At 68.1% G+C, this 16,791-nt stretch carries 10 protein-coding genes; 4 read left to right on the top strand and 6 right to left on the bottom strand.

Going from position 1 to position 16,791, the window contains the following annotated elements; translation table 11 throughout:
* Positions 1–96: 96 nt before the first annotated feature.
* Positions 97–4,551, top strand: a complete 4,455-nt coding sequence (gene gltB / locus AC5O77_RS05590; RefSeq protein ID WP_478057823.1) for a glutamate synthase large subunit — start codon at positions 97–99, stop codon at positions 4,549–4,551.
* 85 nt (positions 4,552–4,636) lie between these two features.
* The gene (locus AC5O77_RS05595) at positions 4,637–6,082 is read left to right on the top strand and encodes an FAD-dependent oxidoreductase (protein WP_478057824.1); all 1,446 of its coding nucleotides are present in this window, start codon (positions 4,637–4,639) and stop codon (positions 6,080–6,082) included.
* Here the strand turns inward: AC5O77_RS05595 and AC5O77_RS05600 are convergent.
* Positions 6,068–8,476: an ATP-binding protein gene (locus AC5O77_RS05600; RefSeq protein WP_478057862.1), complete on the bottom strand. Its 2,409-nt coding sequence runs from the start codon at positions 8,474–8,476 to the stop codon at positions 6,068–6,070. The two genes, AC5O77_RS05595 and AC5O77_RS05600, sit on opposite strands and share 15 nt — an antisense overlap.
* Before the next feature lie 167 nt (positions 8,477–8,643).
* Between AC5O77_RS05600 and AC5O77_RS05605 the strand changes: the two genes are divergently transcribed.
* Positions 8,644–9,510: a methylglyoxal synthase gene (locus AC5O77_RS05605; RefSeq protein ID WP_478057825.1), complete on the top strand. Its 867-nt coding sequence runs from the start codon at positions 8,644–8,646 to the stop codon at positions 9,508–9,510.
* 451 nt (positions 9,511–9,961) lie between these two features.
* Here the strand turns inward: AC5O77_RS05605 and AC5O77_RS05610 are convergent, their stop codons facing one another.
* Genes AC5O77_RS05610 through ttcA form a run of 3 tightly spaced genes read right to left on the bottom strand, consistent with a single transcriptional unit; the run spans position 9,962 to position 12,663 of the window.
* Positions 9,962–10,741: a M48 family metallopeptidase gene (locus AC5O77_RS05610; RefSeq protein ID WP_201117758.1), complete on the bottom strand. Its 780-nt coding sequence runs from the start codon at positions 10,739–10,741 to the stop codon at positions 9,962–9,964.
* A gap of 59 nt (positions 10,742–10,800) precedes the next feature.
* Positions 10,801–11,706 (bottom strand): recombination-associated protein RdgC, encoded by a 906-nt coding sequence (locus AC5O77_RS05615; RefSeq protein WP_005411825.1) that lies wholly within the window; start codon positions 11,704–11,706, stop codon positions 10,801–10,803.
* Positions 11,707–11,742: 36 nt separating this feature from the next.
* Positions 11,743–12,663, bottom strand: a complete 921-nt coding sequence (ttcA, locus tag AC5O77_RS05620) for a tRNA 2-thiocytidine(32) synthetase TtcA (protein WP_180843176.1) — start codon at positions 12,661–12,663, stop codon at positions 11,743–11,745.
* Between the two features lie 91 nt (positions 12,664–12,754).
* On the opposite strand from ttcA, the gene AC5O77_RS05625 reads away from it, so the two are divergent.
* The gene (locus AC5O77_RS05625) at positions 12,755–12,958 is read left to right on the top strand and encodes a YdcH family protein (RefSeq protein WP_049461553.1); all 204 of its coding nucleotides are present in this window, start codon (positions 12,755–12,757) and stop codon (positions 12,956–12,958) included.
* 100 nt (positions 12,959–13,058) lie between these two features.
* Here AC5O77_RS05625 and plsB read toward each other — a convergent pair whose 3' ends face one another.
* Both plsB and AC5O77_RS05635 read right to left on the bottom strand, forming a co-directional pair.
* Positions 13,059–15,695, bottom strand: coding sequence for a glycerol-3-phosphate 1-O-acyltransferase PlsB (gene plsB, locus AC5O77_RS05630; RefSeq protein WP_032128690.1), 2,637 nt, complete (start codon positions 15,693–15,695; stop codon positions 13,059–13,061).
* Positions 15,695–16,648, bottom strand: coding sequence for a hypothetical protein (locus AC5O77_RS05635; RefSeq protein WP_071228638.1), 954 nt, complete (start codon positions 16,646–16,648; stop codon positions 15,695–15,697). The genes plsB and AC5O77_RS05635 overlap by 1 nt, the downstream gene beginning before the upstream one ends.
* Positions 16,649–16,791 lie beyond the last annotated feature (143 nt).

The raw sequence follows: 16,791 nt of genomic DNA on the forward strand, positions 1-16,791 counted from the left end.
GTGATCTAGTCGAGGCATCCGGTGGCCTCACGATGCGCTCCAGGGATTGAGCGGGCTTGAGTGTCCCCGTTCAATTCATTCCGCATCGAGGTAGAGATGGCCCCCCGCAACCGCCAAGGGCTTTACGACCCGCGTTCCGAGCGCGATGCCTGTGGATTTGGCATGGTCGCCCAGCTCGACGATCAACCATCGCGCCTGTTGGTTGATACCGCCATCGCCGCGCTTTCGCGCATGACCCATCGTGGCGGTGTCGCCGCCGATGGCCTGACCGGCGATGGCTGCGGCCTGCTGCTGCGCCGCCCCGATGCGTTCCTGAAACTGCTGGCCAGCGAAGCCGGCATCGCGGTCGCTGCGCGTTTCGCCGCCGGCCTGGTGTTCCTGCCGCACGACGCCGACGCGGCGCAGGCCTGCCGCGCGCAGCTGCAGGCGCAGGTGGAAGCGGTCGGCTGCAAGGTCGCCGGCTGGCGCGAGGTGCCCACCGATGACAGCGTCTGCGGCCAGCTGGCGCGCGACACGCTGCCGCGCATCGAGCAGGTGTTCGTCGACGCCGGCATCGGCCAGGACGATGCCGGCTTCGCGCTGGCGCTGTTCCTGGCCCGTCGCCGCAGCGAACAGCAGCTGCGCGAACACGCCGACTTCTACGTCACCACCCTCACTCCGGATGCGATCAGCTACAAGGGCATGGTGCTGCCGGACAAGCTCAGCCGCTTCTTCCCGGACCTGCAGCGCCGCGAGCTGGCCTCCAGCGCGATCGTGTTCCACCAGCGCTTCTCCACCAACACGCTGCCGCGCTGGCCGCTGGCGCACCCGTTCCGCATGCTCGCCCACAACGGCGAGATCAACACCATCGAAGGCAACCGGCGCTGGGCCCAGGCGCGCAGCAAGGTGTGGAAGACGCCGCGCTTCGACATCGGTGAATTCGACCCGGTCATCTCCATGCATGGCTCCGATTCGCAGAGCCTGGACAACATGCTGGAACTGATGGTCGCCGGTGGCATGGAGCTGATCCAGGCCCTGCGCATCCTGGTGCCGCCGGCTACGCAGTCGCTGGAATTCAAGGACCCGGACCTGGCCGCGTTCTACGAATTCCACGGCCTCAACAGCGAGCCGTGGGACGGCCCGGCCGGCATCGTTGCCTGTGACAGCCGCTACGCCGTATGTACCCTCGACCGCAACGGCCTGCGCCCGGCGCGCTGGATGCTGACTGCCGACCGCCATTTCCTGGTCGCCTCCGAAGCGGGCGTGTGGGAAGTGCCGACCGAGCGCGTGGTGCGCAAGGGCAAGCTCGGCCCGGGCGAGATGATCGCCATCGATCTCAAGCGCGGCGACCTCCTCGATTCCGATGCGGTGGACCGCATCAACCGCGGTCGCGCGCCGTACAAGCAATGGCTGCAGCAGGGCGTGACCTACCTGCAGACCGAACTGATCGACCCCTCGCTGGTGGAAGAGCCCTTCGACGAAGGTACTCTGCGCAGCTACCACAAGCTGTACCAGCTCAGCAGCGAGGAAGTGGAGCAGGTGCTGCGGCCCTTGGCCGAGACCGAGCAGGAAGCCACCGGCTCGATGGGCGACGACACGCCGATGGCGGTGCTGAGCCAGCGCAGTCGTCCGCTGTACGACTATTTCCGGCAGGCCTTCGCGCAGGTCACCAACCCGCCGATCGATCCGCTGCGCGAAGACTGCGCGATGTCGCTGTCCACCCAGCTCGGCAGGGAGACCAACATCTTCCATGCCGGCCCGGAGACGGTGAACCACGTCATCCTCAACTCGCCGGTGCTGAGCCAGCGCAAGCTGCGCCAGCTGCTGAAGATGGACCAGTACGTGCAGGCCAACCGCCTGCTCGACCTGTCCTACGGCGAGGACGAGGGCCTGCGTGCCGGCATCGAACGCATCTGCGCCGAAGCCGAACAGGCCGCGCGCGATGGCATGGTGATGCTGCTGTTGTCCGACCGCTACCCGGTGGCCGGGCGTCCGATGGTGCATGCGCTGCTGGCCACTAGTGCCGTCCACCACCACCTGTCGCGGCTGGGCCTGCGTTGCGACGTGAACCTGATCGTCGAAACCGGCACCGCACGCGATCCGCACCACATGGCCTGCCTGCTCGGCTTCGGTGCCACCGCGGTGTATCCGTACCTGGCCTACCAGACCCTGTTCGACCTCGGCCGCCGCGGCATCCTCAAGCTCAGCAAGGGCGGTGAGCAGTCGCAGATCGGCCGTCGCTACCGCAAGGGCGTCTACAAGGGCCTGTCCAAGATCATCTCGAAGATGGGCATCTGCACGGTGGCCAGCTACCGGGGCGCGCAGCTGTTCGAGATCATCGGCCTGGAACCGGAAGTCGTGGATCTGTGCTTCCCCGATACCGCCTCGCGCATCGGTGGCGCCGGCTTCGCGCGGCTGGATGCCGACGCCCGCGAACTGTGCGCCCAGGCCTGGGATGCACAGCAGGGCGTGGACGTCGGCGGCCTGCTGAAGTACGTGCACGGCGGCGAGTACCACATGTACAACCCGGACGTGGTGACCACCCTGCAGCGCGCGGCGCGCAGTGGCGACCCACGTGCGTGGCAGCAGTACTGCGATGCGGTGCATGCACGGCCGCCGTCGGCGCTTCGCGACCTGCTGGAACTGGTACCGGCCGCTGCGCCGACAGCGCTGGATGACGTGGCTCCGGCCAGCGAACTGTTCCCGCGCTTCGACACTGCCGCCATCAGTCTCGGCGCCCTCTCTCCGGAAGCGCATGAAGCGCTGGCCATCGCCATGAACCGCCTGGGCGGCCGCAGCAATTCCGGCGAAGGCGGCGAAGATCCCGCACGCTATGGCACCGCGCGGCGCAGCAAGATCAAGCAGGTGGCCTCGGGCCGCTTCGGCGTCACCGCCGAATACCTGGTCAACGCCGAAGTGCTGCAGATCAAGGTCGCGCAGGGCGCCAAGCCCGGTGAAGGCGGCCAGCTGCCCGGCCATAAAGTCAACGAACTGATCGCGCGGCTGCGCTATGCCAAGCCGGGCATCGGCCTGATCTCGCCGCCGCCGCATCACGACATCTATTCCATCGAAGACCTGGCGCAGCTGATCTACGACCTCAAGCAGGTCAACCCGACCGCGCTGGTGTCGGTGAAGCTGGTCAGCCATGCCGGTGTCGGCACGATCGCTGCGGGCGTGGTCAAGGCCGGCGCCGACCTGATCACCATTTCCGGACACGATGGCGGCACCGGCGCGTCACCGGTCAGCTCGATCCGCTATGCCGGCGTGCCGTGGGAACTGGGCATTGCCGAAGCACACCAGGCACTGCTGGCCAACGACCTGCGCGGGCGCACGTTGCTGCAGACCGATGGCGGCCTGAAGACCGGCCTGGACGTGGTCAAGGCCGCACTGCTGGGCGCGGACAGCTTCGGCTTCGGCACCGCGCCGATGATCGTGCTGGGCTGCAAGTACCTGCGCATCTGCCACCTCAACAACTGCGCCACCGGCGTGGCCACCCAGGATGAGCGCCTGCGCGAGAACCACTTCACCGGCCAGCCCGAGCGCGTGGAGAACTTCTTCCGCCTGCTGGCCGAGGAAGTGCGCGGCTGGCTGTCCTACCTGGGCGCGCGTTCGCTGGAAGAGATTGTGGGCCGCACCGACCTGCTGCGGCAGATCGAGGCGGCGCCGCGCGACGGCGTGCGCGTGGACCTGTCGCGCCTGCTGGCCGACAGCCGCTACGAAGGCAGCCACTGTGCCGCGCAGCGCCTGTACGAATCGCCAGACAGCCTGGCCACGCAGATGGATGGCCTGCTGGCCGATGCCATCGAGCACAAGCGCGGCGGCGAACACCGCTTCCTGATCCACAACACCGACCGCAGCATCGGCACCCGCCTGGCCGGTGCGGTGGCACGCGCGCATGGCAACCAGGGCATGGCCGAATCACCGCTGGAACTGCGCTTCCGCGGCAGTGCCGGGCAGAGCTTCGGCGCGTTCAACGTCGGCGGCCTGCATCTGGAAGTGGAAGGCGAAGCCAACGACTACGTCGGCAAGGGCATGGCCGGCGGCCGCCTGGTGGTGCGTCCGCCGCGCGGCGCGCGCTTCGAGGCACGCAGCACCGCCATCATCGGCAACACCTGCCTGTACGGCGCCACCGGCGGCGAACTGTTCGCTGCCGGTCGTGCCGGCGAACGTTTCGCCGTGCGCAATTCCGGCGCGCTGGCGGTGGTGGAAGGCGCCGGTGACCACTGCTGCGAGTACATGACTGATGGCGTGGTGCTGGTGCTGGGCAAGGTCGGCCTGAACTTCGGTGCCGGTTTCACCGGTGGCCTGGCCTACGTGCTGGACGTCGACCGCGATTTCGTCGACCGCTACAACCACGAACTGATCGACATCCATCGCGTCTCCGCCGAAGGCTTCGAGAACTACCGCCAGCACCTGCACCGCCTGATCGGCCGCCATCGCGAGCTGACCGGCAGCATCTGGGCGCAGCAGATCCTGGACGAGTTCCGCGACTACATCGGCAAGTTCTGGCTGGTCAAACCGAAGGCCGCCAGCATCGAGTCGCTGACCGAAACCCTGCGACGCGCTGCGTAACGGTAGTGCCGGCCGCTGGCCGGCATCCCAGGATCACGTAGTGCCGGCCGCTGGCCGGCAACCGCAAAACACCACAGAGCCCGCCATGAGCCGCAAGCACGCCTTCCAGTTCCTCGACCTGCCCCGCACCATGCCGCAGCGCATTCCGGTGGAACTGCGCACGTCCGGCGACTGGGGCGAGCTGTATGGCAAGTTCGGCAAGGAGGACGCCCAGTACCAGGCCGGCCGTTGCCTGGACTGCGGCAACCCCTACTGCAGCTGGAAGTGCCCGGTGCACAACGCCATTCCGCAGTGGCTGCAGCTGGTGCAGGAGAACCGCATCCATGAAGCCGCCACGCTATGCCACAGCACCAACCCGCTGCCGGAAGTGTGCGGCCGGGTCTGCCCGCAGGATCGCCTGTGCGAGGGCAGCTGCACGCTGGAGGAGTTCGGCGCGGTCACCATCGGTGCGGTGGAGAAGTACATCGTCGATACCGCGCTGGCCAGCGGCTGGCGCCCGGATCTGGGCGCGGTGCAGCCCAGCGGCCACAGCGTAGCGGTGATCGGCGCCGGTCCGGCCGGCCTGGCCTGCGCCGATCGCCTCGCCCGCGCTGGCATTGCCGCCGTGGTCTACGACCGCTATGAGCAGATCGGCGGCCTGCTGCAGTTCGGTATTCCCAGCTTCAAGCTGGACAAGGACGTGATCCACCGCCGCCGCGAAGTGCTGGAGGGCATGGGCGTGCAGTTCCGCCTTGGCGTCGAGATCGGCCGTGACCTGAGCGTGCAGCAGCTGCTGGAGACCCACGATGCGGTGTTCGTCGGCACCGGCGCCTACCGCTACACCGATGGCGGCCTCGACGGCCAGGACCTGAAGGGCGTGCTGCCGGCCCTGCCGTTCCTGGTACAGAACAGCCGCATTGTGGGCGGCGATGACCCGAAGGGTCGGCCGATTGCCGGCTGGGAAGACACCATTGCCCTGCCCGACCTCAACGGCAAGCGCGTGGTGGTGCTCGGTGGCGGCGATACCGGCATGGACTGCGTGCGCAGCGCGGTGCGGCTGGGCGCGGCCAAGGTCACCTGTGCCTATCGCCGCGACGAAGCCAACATGCCCGGCAGCGCGCGCGAAGTGGCCAATGCCCGCGAAGAAGGCGTGCGCTTCCTGTTCAACCGGCAGCCGCTGTCGATCGAAGCCGGCGCCGACGATGAAGTGATCGGCGTGACCGTGGTGGAAACCCGGCTGGGCGAGCCCGATGCCAACGGCCGCCAGAACGCCGTGCCGATCGAAGGCAGTGAATCGCTGCTGGAAGCGGACGTGGTGATCATCGCCTTCGGCTTCTCGCCGAGCGTGCCGGCGTGGCTGGGCGAGCTGGGCGTGGAAGGCCAGTCCAACGGACGCATCGTGGCCGGCGGCAAGGACCGCCTGCCATTCCAGACCGCGCATCCGCGCCTGTTCGCCGGTGGTGACGCGGTGCGCGGTGCTGACCTGGTGGTGACCGCCGTGGCCGAAGGCCGCGATGCCGCCGCCAGCATCGTGCGGCTACTGGCCCACTGAGTCCGGTACCAGCAGTGCCGCCAACAGTGCCCGCAGTGCGTGCGGCTCCACCGGCTTGGCCAGGAAGTGGTCGATGCCAGCTGCACGACAGGCTTCGCGGGTGCTTTCCATCACGCTGGCGGTGAGCGCGATGATCGGCACCTGCGCACGCGAGGGGCAGGCATCGGCACGGATCGCCCGTGCCAGCGCGAAGCCATCCATGCCCGGCATGTGGCAGTCGGTGATGACCAGGTCGAACGGCTGCGCCTGCCATGCTTCAAGCGCCGACCGTCCATCGGTACAGGCGTGGACCTGCAGCCCGAGCGCGCACAGGTGCTGCTCCAGCAGATGCAGGTTGGTGGGATGGTCTTCAGCCATCAGCACGCGCGCCGCCGGCAATGGACGCTCGTCCGCACCCGCCGCCGCGGGCGCGGCCACGGGTGCCTCACAGGCATCCAGGTCCAGATCCAGCCACACCGTGGTGCCCTTCCCGGGCGAGCTGCGCAGCTGCAGCTCCGCCCCCATCGAGATCGCCAGCTCGCGGCAGATCGCCAGGCCCAGCCCACTGCCGCCGAAGCGCCGCGTGGTCGAGCGCTCCGCCTGGGTATAGGCAGCGAACACCGCCTGCTGGCGCTCTTCGCTGATGCCCACGCCGCTGTCGCTTACCTTCAGGCGCAGCCGCTGGCCCCAGTCACGTTGCTGCAGTACCTGCACCTGCAGTTCCACGTGGCCGTGCCGGGTGAACTTCAACGCGTTGCCGGCCAGGTTGAACAGGATCTGGCGCAGGCGCAGGCCATCGGCCAGCGATCCCGGCTGCATCTCCGGATCAAGCACCACCTGCAGGTGCAGGCCTCGGCTGGCGGCCACCGGCATCAGCAGCTGCTGCACCGCGCGCACCAGTGCCGCCAGGTCGGTGGGCCGCAGCTGCAGTGGTGCGCCCTCCAGGCGTTGGCTGTGCAGTACATCGTCGAGGATCTGCCGCAGCATCCGCGCGGCATCATCGACGGTGGCCAGCACCTGCTGCTGGCGTGGCTCCAGCCTGCTGCCCGCCAGCCGTTCAAGCATGCCCAGCAGCGTGCTCATCGGGGTGCGGATCTCGTGGCTCATCGTTGCCAGGAAGTGCGCCTTGGCCTGTGCCGCCTGCTCGGCCTCGCGGCGCGCTTCGGCCAACGCGCGGGTACGTGACTGCACCTCACTGACGTCGATCCAGTAGCCGCTCCACTCGACGTCGCTGTCGTCGCAGGACAACGGCCGCCCATGCGAGCGCACCCATCGCCAGCCCTGTGGCGAGCGGGTGCGGAAGGTGACGTCGATCGGGCCACGCGCCAATGCAGCCATCTCGACGCAGGCCATCACCTGGTTGCGGTCATCCGGGTGGACCGCGGCCAACAATCGCTGGTGATCGATCCGCGCGGTCTCCACGCTGATTCCGAACAGGGCCTGCACGTCCCCGGCGATCTGCGGAAAGCTGTAGTGGCCGCCCGCCGAACGACGCGCCTGGTAGACCACCGCCGGCAGGTTCGCGGTCACCTCCTGCAGGCGCTGCTCCACCCCTCGGCGGCGCACGCTCTCGCGATGGACCCGCCAGTAGCCGAAGGCATGGACCAGCGCCAGGGCGAGCAGGATCAGCGAGGCCGGCACCAGCCAGCGCAGGGGCGACGATGACGGAGCATTGCGCGGCCGGTCCGGCAGCCAGGCCGCGCGGATCTGATCGCGTTCGGTATCGGTCAGCTGCGACAGCGCCTGTTCGAAGCCGGCGATGACATCGGCGCAGGCGGGGGTGGTCGCCAGCACCAGGGCATCATCGAAACCGGCCGGCGCGGCGATCAGCAGTGCATCGCCCTGGTAGCGGCGCAACGCCGCCTCGACGTCGCCGAGGTTGGCGACCACCGCATCGATCAATCCGGTACCCAGCAGCGGGAGTGCATCGTCCAGCGCTGCCGGTGGCAGCAGCTGTGCACCGGCTGCCTGCTCGGCCAGCAGCCCCTGCAGCGGCACCCGGCTGGGGCTGGCCACGGTGCGTCCACGCAGATCTTCCAGGCCCAGCACCGGCGGCGCATCCTCCCGGCGCACGATCACCTGTGGCAGTTGCAGGTAGGGCGTGCTGACCACCCATCCGGAAGGCAGTTGCGAGCGTGGCCATCCCAGCAGCGCCTGGGTGCCGGCCGGCAGCTCGTCCCGGTCCACGCTGGTGGCCGGCACGGGCAACAGCTGCAGTGGCCGTTGCCCGCCCAGCAGCTTCAGGTACGCCGCGCCAAGCCCCCGGGCTTCGCCCTGTTCGCTGGACGACAAAGGAGCACGGTCGGACGGCCAGGCGATGCGCAGCGGTGTGCTGCAGCCCGTGGCGGAGGCCGCGGCAGGCAGCAGCAGGCTGGCCATGACAGCAATGGCTGCCGGGAAGCCGGCGACATTCACGGTAGGCATCCTCATCTCGCGGGCGGAAGGAACGGCCGCGCTGCGGTACCGCTGCCTGCCACGCTATCGACGCGCGGGCCGACGGCAATGAAGAAAGTTGTAAAAGCATCCAGATGGGGGAATGCCGACATACACTGCCGCCTTCACCCGTACCTGCGGAGCGTTCGATGCGCATCGGCCTGGCTGCCAACCGTCTTCATCACCACGACGCGCGCGCTGCGCTGTTCCGTTGGCTGCGCAGCAGCGAGGCCGGCCTGCGCGAGCTGGGCGTGTCGCTGCATGCGGTCGGCCGTACCCATGACGCGATCGAACGGCAGGGCGTCCTGACCGGGTACGCGGGCCTGCACCGTTATCCCTACGGACGCGAGGGTGGCCTGATGAAGCTGGTCGCCGAAGTCGTTGGCATGGGTCCGGATCGGACACTGGATGGCGCGATCTACCTGATCGACCCGGTCGATCCATCCTCGGTGTTTCCGGAAGCAACCGCGCTCAAGCGGCAGTGCGTGATCCACGGCAAGCCGTTCATTTCGACCGTGGCCACCGCACGCGACTGGGTGGAGGTGGAGCGCGTCCACGCCGGGCTGGCAGCCGATGCCGGCGCCGACGACCTGCATGCGTTCGAAGGCCAGACGCTGGCGCTGATCGCGCACGATGCGATGAAGCCGGCGATGCTGGCCTTCGCCGATGAGCACTTCGATGTGCTGGCCCGGTTCGGTGAGCGGGTGGCCACCGGGACCACCGGCCAGCGTTTGAACGAGCTGGCCTGGAGCCGGGGCTGGCCGCGTGATACGCCGTGGGTGACGCGCTACCAGAGCGGCCCGATGGGCGGTGATGCGCAGATTGCCGACCGGGTGCTGGAGGGGCGTTGCCAGCGCGCGATCTTCTTCGAGGATCCGCATGTGGCGCGCCAGCATGAGGCGGATATCCAGCTGCTGGAGCGCGCGGTGACGACGGTGACCGATCAGGCGGTGTGCATTACGGCGCCGCGGGTGGCGGCGCGGTGGGCGGCGGCGGCGGCGCTGCGGGCGGGGTGAGGGTTTCGGCCAACGGCTGAGCCCCTCGTGGCTGGCGGTATCTGAAGGTAAAGCCGTGCTTGGCCGGGCGGGGTGGATTGCGCAGGGGTCGCTGCAAGTCCCCCTCCGGGGCCCGACCCAGCCGCTGGCGGCTGTGCGTTCAGGCGCTTGCGAAGCAGTGCTTCGCAAGCAAAGCGCCTTCACCCCTGTAAGCTCGATGGCGCCATCCATGGCGCCAACGCCCCTGCATGGCTCACCCGCCCGGCCTCAGACAGTTTCCGTGCGTGTCCAGCCACGGAAGAGAGAAAGCAGAGCAAGAGCGGAAGCGGGTCGCGCGCTGTGTGCGCTTCTGTAGCGTCGAGCTTGCTCGACTGCTCAGCACGCGGTCTTGAGTGAAGCCCCTTCTGTTGAAGGGGCGCGCCGAAGGCGGGGGTAGAGGAAGAATGCGTGGGCAACTGCTGTAGCGCTGGCGCTACAGCAGTTGCCGAAGCATCGCCTTCAGGCGTCGCCCTTCCAGCTGGAAGTAGTCGCGCTGTTCGCGCCAGGCGGGGAAGCGTTGTTCCACTTCGTGCCAGAACGCGGGCGAGTGGTTGGGCTGGATCAGGTGGCAGAGTTCGTGCACCAGCACGTACTCGAACGCGTCCGAGCGGCCCAGCACCAGCGCTAGGTCCAGCGCCATGCTGCCGTCCGGGGCCAACGATCCCCATTGCGAGGACATCACCTTCAGACGCAGGCGGCTGGGTGCGCGCGGCAGGGTGGGCAGGTACTTCGGCAGCCAGCGGCCGACGTCGGCGCGGGTCTGGGCTTCGTAGAACTCGCGCAGCAGGCGGCGCAGGGTGGCATCACCGCCGCGGGTCGGCCACTGCACGCAGGCGCCGTGCGCGTCGATCTCCAGCCGCGCGTAGCGGCCTTCCTGCCAGCGCAGCGGCAGCAGTTCGCCGCGCAGTGGCAGCACACCGGCTTCGCCGGGCTGCAGCGGCGCCGGCAGGCCCTGGCCCTGGTACTGGCGCAGCTGCAATGCCAGCCAGTCGCGGTGTTGTTCCAGGAAGCGTTCGCCCATCACCAGGCTTGCGCGCGGTGGTAGGGTCAAACGTGCGCCGCGTTCGTCCACGCTCAGCTTGATGCGGCGCGCACGTGGATCGCGCACGCGCAGCACCTCGATCTCGGCATCCTCCAGGCGCAGGCGAACGGTGTCGCGCTGTACGGTGGCGGGCGGGGTCGGGCTGATCAGGCGGCGCAGCAGACGGCTCATGCGCCCAGCATAGCGCCGCTTCGGGCCGCCGGATGACCGGCGGCCGTCGGGCTGCCTGTTCAGTCAGCCTTGCTGAGCTTGAAGGCTTCTTCCAGCAACAGGAACAGGCGGCGGATCTCGGCGCTCTGCAGGGCGAAGCGGGCGTCGAACTCGGCGCGGCGGCCGTCTTCGTCGGCATGCTCCAGCTGGTCCAGGGCGCCGTCGAGGAACTTCAGCTTGCGCACGATCAGGTCGTCGCCGATGACGAAGGACAGGTTGTCTTCGAAGATCAGCGCCAGCTTGGTCACCTGCTTGCCGGCGTCCAGGTGCTTGTCGATCTCGTCGCAGCGCAGTTCCTGGTGCTGGCACTTGACCACCGCGCCGCCTTCCACCGGGTCCTTCATCTCGCACTCTTCGCCCAGGCTCAGCCCGGTCGGCAGCGGCTCGCCGGCGATCCAGCCGGTCAGGATCGAACGCGGTGCGACTTCGGCATTCAGCGGCATCGCCGGGAAGCTGCCGAGCAGGCCGCGGATGTCGGACATGAAGTACTCACCGGTCTTGCGGCTGGAGGTATCCACCGCCACGTAGCCGTGCTGCAGGTCGATGAAGGCGTCGTTGCGCGAGGACTTCACGAAGGCGCGCGGCAGCAGTTCATGCAGCAGGTCGTCCTTCATGCGCTTGCGCTCGCGGCCACCCGGGCGGCGGCCTTCCTTCTCCTCGATCTCCTCCAGCTTGCGCTCGAGCAGGTCGTTGACCACCGCCGCCGGCAGGATCTTGTCCTCGCCGCCCACGGTCAGCCACAGGTGTTCGGCGATGCGGTGGGAGAGCAGTTCCTTCTCCTCGCGGCCGAACGGCGAGATGAAGCCGCGCGAATTCATTTCCAGTGCGCCGACCGGCTTCAGCAGGGCGTGCGGCAGCAGGGTGTCGACTTCGGAAAAATCGGTGGTGGTCGGGAAACGGAAGAACGTCAGGTTGCGAAAGAACATGGAATTCCGGATGGCAAAGAGGAAGGGCGACCGACCTTAAACGGTGGGCGTCTCGGGATCTGCGTCGGCGTCGGCCGGGGAGCCGGCCAGCCAGGCATGGGCGTCGGGCAGCGGCGCGTCGTCGCGACGGCCCAGCGCCATGAAGTCGAACAGGGTGGTGTCGGCCAGCTGCGAGGGCCGGACTTCGCCCATGGCACGCGCGATCTGCTCGATGCGGCCCGGGTGGTCCTTTTCCCACTGCTTCAGCATCAGGCCGACCTGGCGGCGCTGCAGGTTCTCCTGGCTGCCACACAGGTTGCAGGGAATGATCGGGAACTGGCGTGCCTGTGCGTACTCGACGATGTCGCTTTCGCGCACATAGGCCAGCGGCCGGATCACCACGTGCTTGCCGTCATCGCTGCGCAGCTTCGGCGGCATGCCCGACAGCTTGGCGTGGTGGAACAGGTTCATGAAGAACGTGGCCACCATGTCGTCACGGTGATGGCCCAGCGCGATCTTGGTGAAACCGTGGGTCTCGGCGTAGTTATACAGCGCGCCACGACGCAACCGCGAGCACAGCGAACACATGGTCTTGCCTTCCGGAATGACCCGGCTGACCACCGAATAGGTGTCCTGCTCGATGATGTGGTACGGCACGCCCAGGCCTGCCAGGTATTCCGGCAATACGTGCTCGGGGAAGTCCGGCTGCTTCTGGTCCAGGTTCACCGCCACCAGCTCGAACGGCACCGGCGCCTTCTTCTGCAGCTGCAGCAGCACGTCCAGCAGGGTGTAGCTGTCCTTGCCGCCGGACAGGCAGACCATGACCTTGTCGCCGGCCTCGATCATGCCGAAGTCGGCAATCGCCTCGCCGACCTGGCGGCGCAGGCGCTTGGCCAGCTTGTGCTGCTCGCGCTCGGCCACGCGCGGATCACGGGCGGCGCGCGGCTGGGGATCGGGAAGGGAAATCACGGCACTCATGGGTTCCATTCTAACGGCTCGGAGCGGCCACGGCCGGGGGTCGGAATTCCCCTCTCCCGGCAGTCATCATCGCTGTGTATGCTCGGAGGCTGTGGACACCTACAGCCCCGCCGAGATCGTCGAGCACCTCGCCGCCCTGCGCGCCGAGCACCGCCTGCTGGATGAACAGATCACCCGCATGGCCGCCAATGGCGAGGACGAGCTGGAAGCCAAGCGCCTGAAGCGGCGCAAGCTTCAGCTGAAGGACTGCATCGCCAAGCTGGAAAGCCTGCAGATTCCCGACGAACCGGCCTGAGCGGTGGCCCATCCACGCATGGCGTGGATCTACTGCTTCGCCCCGGTAGATGCCAACCTTGGTTGGCATGCCGTTCGCCGGGCATCGCCCGGCGCTGCCTTCAATCCTGCGGCGCAGGCTCGTCCGGGCGGGCCGCTTCCGGGCTGACCCTTTCGATGGTGTGGCGCAGCTCGCGGCCGAGGATGAACTTGGCATCCTTGGCCCAGGCATCCAGGCGTTCGTCGAACAACAGCTTGCTGTTCTCGTCCGGCCACACCAGGCGCAGCTCGCGCAGCTTCTGGATGAAACCACGGAACAGGGACTTGTCGAAGAACTCCGGTGCCGCCGGTGCGTAGAGCAGGCTCAGCCGCTGCGCGGCCTGCTGGCACAGGCTTTCCAGCTCGGCCGCGCCGAGCACGCCCGGGCCGTTCTTCACCAGCACCGAGATGGCGATGTAATAGCGCTCGAACGCCTGCTGCAGCGAATGGCCGATCGCACGCAGGCGGAACACCTCGTCGGTCTGCCCGGTGTTGCGCGCCAGGATGCCGCCATCGTCATCGTTGACGTTCTGCAGCAGGCCTTCGCGCACGAACACGTCGATGGTCCGGTCGATGCGCTGGGCGAACTCGTCCTCGCTCCACGGCAGGAACAGCTCGGCCTGCAGGAACGGATATACCGTACGCCCCAGCTGGACCAGGCCGGTGCGGCTCATGCGGCGGTTGTTCTGGAAGCAGCAGGCCACCCACGACGAGGCGGTGAACAGGTGCACCACGTTGTTGCGGAAGTAACTGAGCAGCACCGCGGTATCGCCGCTGACGCTGAGCACGTCGCCCAGCGGGTGCTTGATGCGGGTGAGGACGTTGATTTCCTCGGCATGGGCGATGATCCGCTCCGGCGAGTGCGGGGTCACCGTCACCCGGTCCGAGTACGGCATCTCGACCAGCAGGGTCTTGCACAGCTCGATCTGCGCGATCAGGTCGGCCTCGCCCATCGCATGCTTCGGCGTGGACAGCAGGGCCAGCGCCAGCAGGTTGATCGGGTTGACGTCGGCGGCACCGTTGATGCGCACCTGGATGCGTTCGGCCAGCGTATCCACCGTGGTCGACAGCCACGCCGGCTTCTCGTCCTCGGAGACCGCCTCGCCCTTCCACTCCGGCGCCTTCTCGGCGAGCACGTCGTTCAGTGCGATAGGTTCGCCGAAGTTCACCACCACCTGGCCGTAGTTCTGCTTGAGCACCTTGGGGATGCCCCACAGCAGCGACCAGATCGATTCCTTTTCCTTCGGCCGGCCGGACAGTTCGTCCAGGTAGCTGCCGCCCTCCATCAGCTTCTCGTAGCCAATGTAGATGGGCTGGAACAGCACCGGCTTGCGCGGCTGGCGCAGGAACGCGCGCAGCGTCATCGAGATCATGCCGCCCTTGGGCTGCAGCAGTCGGCCGGTACGCGAGCGGCCGCCTTCGACGAAGTACTCCAGCGAGTAGCCACCGGCCACCAGCTGCGCGACGTATTCGCTGAGCACCGCCGAGTACAGCGCGTTGCCACGGATCGAGCGGCGGATGAAGAACGCACCGCCCTTGCGCAGCAGGGTGCCGACCACCGGCAGGTTCAGGTTGATGCCGGCCACGATGTGCGGCGGCACGATGCCACGGTCGTACAGCAGGTAGGACAGCAGCAGGTAGTCCATGTGGCTGCGGTGGCTGGGCACGTAGACCACTTCGTGGCCCGGCGCGGCGGCCTTGAACTTGTCCAGGTGGTGCACCAGCACGCCCGCATAGATGCGGTTCCACACGTGGCTGAGCATGAAGCTGGCCGAGCGCACCACCGGGCTGGAATAGTCCGCGGCGATTTCCCAGGCGTAGGCGTGCGCCTTCTTCCAGGCATCGGCCGGCTTCGAATTGTCGCGCTTGGCCTGTGCGGCGATCGCTTCGCGCACCGGTTCGGCCGCCAGCACCTGGTCGACCAGCAGGCGCCGCGTCGACAGGTCGGGGCCGATCACCGATTCACGGATGCGGCGGAAATGGGTACGCAGCACGCGCTGCAGCTTGCGCACCGTGCGCTCCGGCTCAAGGCCTTCGTCCACGGTGCTGCGCAGCGAGATCGGCGGGGCAAAGCGGACGATGGTGCTGCGGCCGTTGAGCAGCACCGCCAGCAAGCGGCGGAAGCGGCCGACCAGCGCCCAGTTTTCCGAGAACAACACGGCGAACCAGCCGCTCTGCTTGTCCGGCGCGCGGCCGACGAAGATCGACACCGGCACCAGGTGCACGTCCAGGTCATCGCGCACGCGATGGGCCTGCAGCACCTTGGCCAGCGAATCGGAGTGGGTCTTGGCGCCGCGCTGTTCGGGAATCAGCGAGTTGCTGGAGCTGCGCCGCGACAGCGCCAGGTAGGCGCGCTTGCGGCCGGTCGGGTCACCGGCCAGCGGCACCAGCGGCGACGGCAGGCCAGCCTGGCGGCAGGCCTTGTCCAGGATCAGCGCATTGGACAGGCCGTAGTCCTCCAGCACGTACATGACCGGGCGGCCATCGTTGTACTGGCCCGGGTCTTCCGGTTCGATCTTCAGCGACAGCCACGGTTCGACCAGACGGCCGAGCAGGCGAGCCCACAGCGGGCGGCGGCCAGCCGGACGCGCGTGCGCGGGCGGCGGTACCGGGTTCGGGCCGGTACCGGTCGAGGGGGACGCCGGCACCGTATCGGCGGGCGTCGACTGGGATTCTTCGCCGGGGAACGGCAGCGGGTTCTGTTTCGACATCGGCGCCATTATGGCTTAGGCGGCAGTGTTGCCGCTTCCCCACCCTCGGGCGGGGTCTCGGCCGGTGCCGGCGCCGCTGCGGCACGGGCCGCGTCGGCCTTGCGCAGCAGGGCATCGGTGTCGGCCAGGGTGCGGGTCAGGTACCAATGGCCCTCGCGGCGGCTCAGCGGCAGCTGCAGGGTCATCTCACGCCCCGCCAGGTCGTAGTGCAGGCGTACCAGCGCATTGTCGCCTTCCACCGAGAGCAGTTCACCGCGCACGCTGCGCAGTGCGTCATCCACGCCCAACCCGTAGCTGCCCAGCACCGCCTTGAGGGTATGGATGAACGGCGCCAGCTGCTGCAGGCTGCCTTCCATGCCCGCGGCCTGCAGGCCGGCCTCATCGTCGAAGCCAACCTTGCCAGCGGCCCCCACCAGCGCGGCGATCGTGCTGCGTGCACGCGCACGATCACTGATCGGCGCGCCCTGCGCCCAGCTGGCGAGGGTTTCCACCAGGGCGATGTAATGGGCCTGCTGGCCGGGCGTATAGCCCTTCTGGTGGCGCAGGTACTGCACGCCGAAGTTGCCCATCGACTGCGCGGCCTGGCGCACGGCACCGGCCTGGCCGGCCAGCTGGCGGTCGAAGCTGCGTTGCAGTTCGGCACCGGCATTGGGCGTGCGCAGTGCGGCCAGCATCGGCAGCAGCTGGTCACCCAGTGGCAGTTCAGTCAGCGGCCACTGGCTGTGGCCCTCGGCCCAGGCCTGCTGCAGGCGCTGATACTGGCTGGGTGGAACCGACAGCTTTGCATAGCCGACCAGATCGTCCTCGGCCAGGCGCAGGGCCATCGCCTGCACCGCCGCAACTGGTTCGGCTGCCGGCCTGGCCGGATCGTTGGCCGGTTCACGGCACGCGGTCACGGCCAGCAGCAGCATGACTGCCAGCCCCCATCCACGCGCAGACCTTCCTCGCACTGCCACGCTCATGCACTCGGACTCCCCGGACCGGTCCGCATCTTGCGGCCTGCGAGGTGACAGCGGCAAGCCGGGACGTCACGGTTTCCGCGGTTGCTTGTGCAAGTCACTGATCGGAATAAAAAAAGAGCCGGGATCACGAGGATCACAGGCTC

The sequence above is a fragment of the Stenotrophomonas sp. INTA L402-1 genome, from assembly GCF_059295135.1.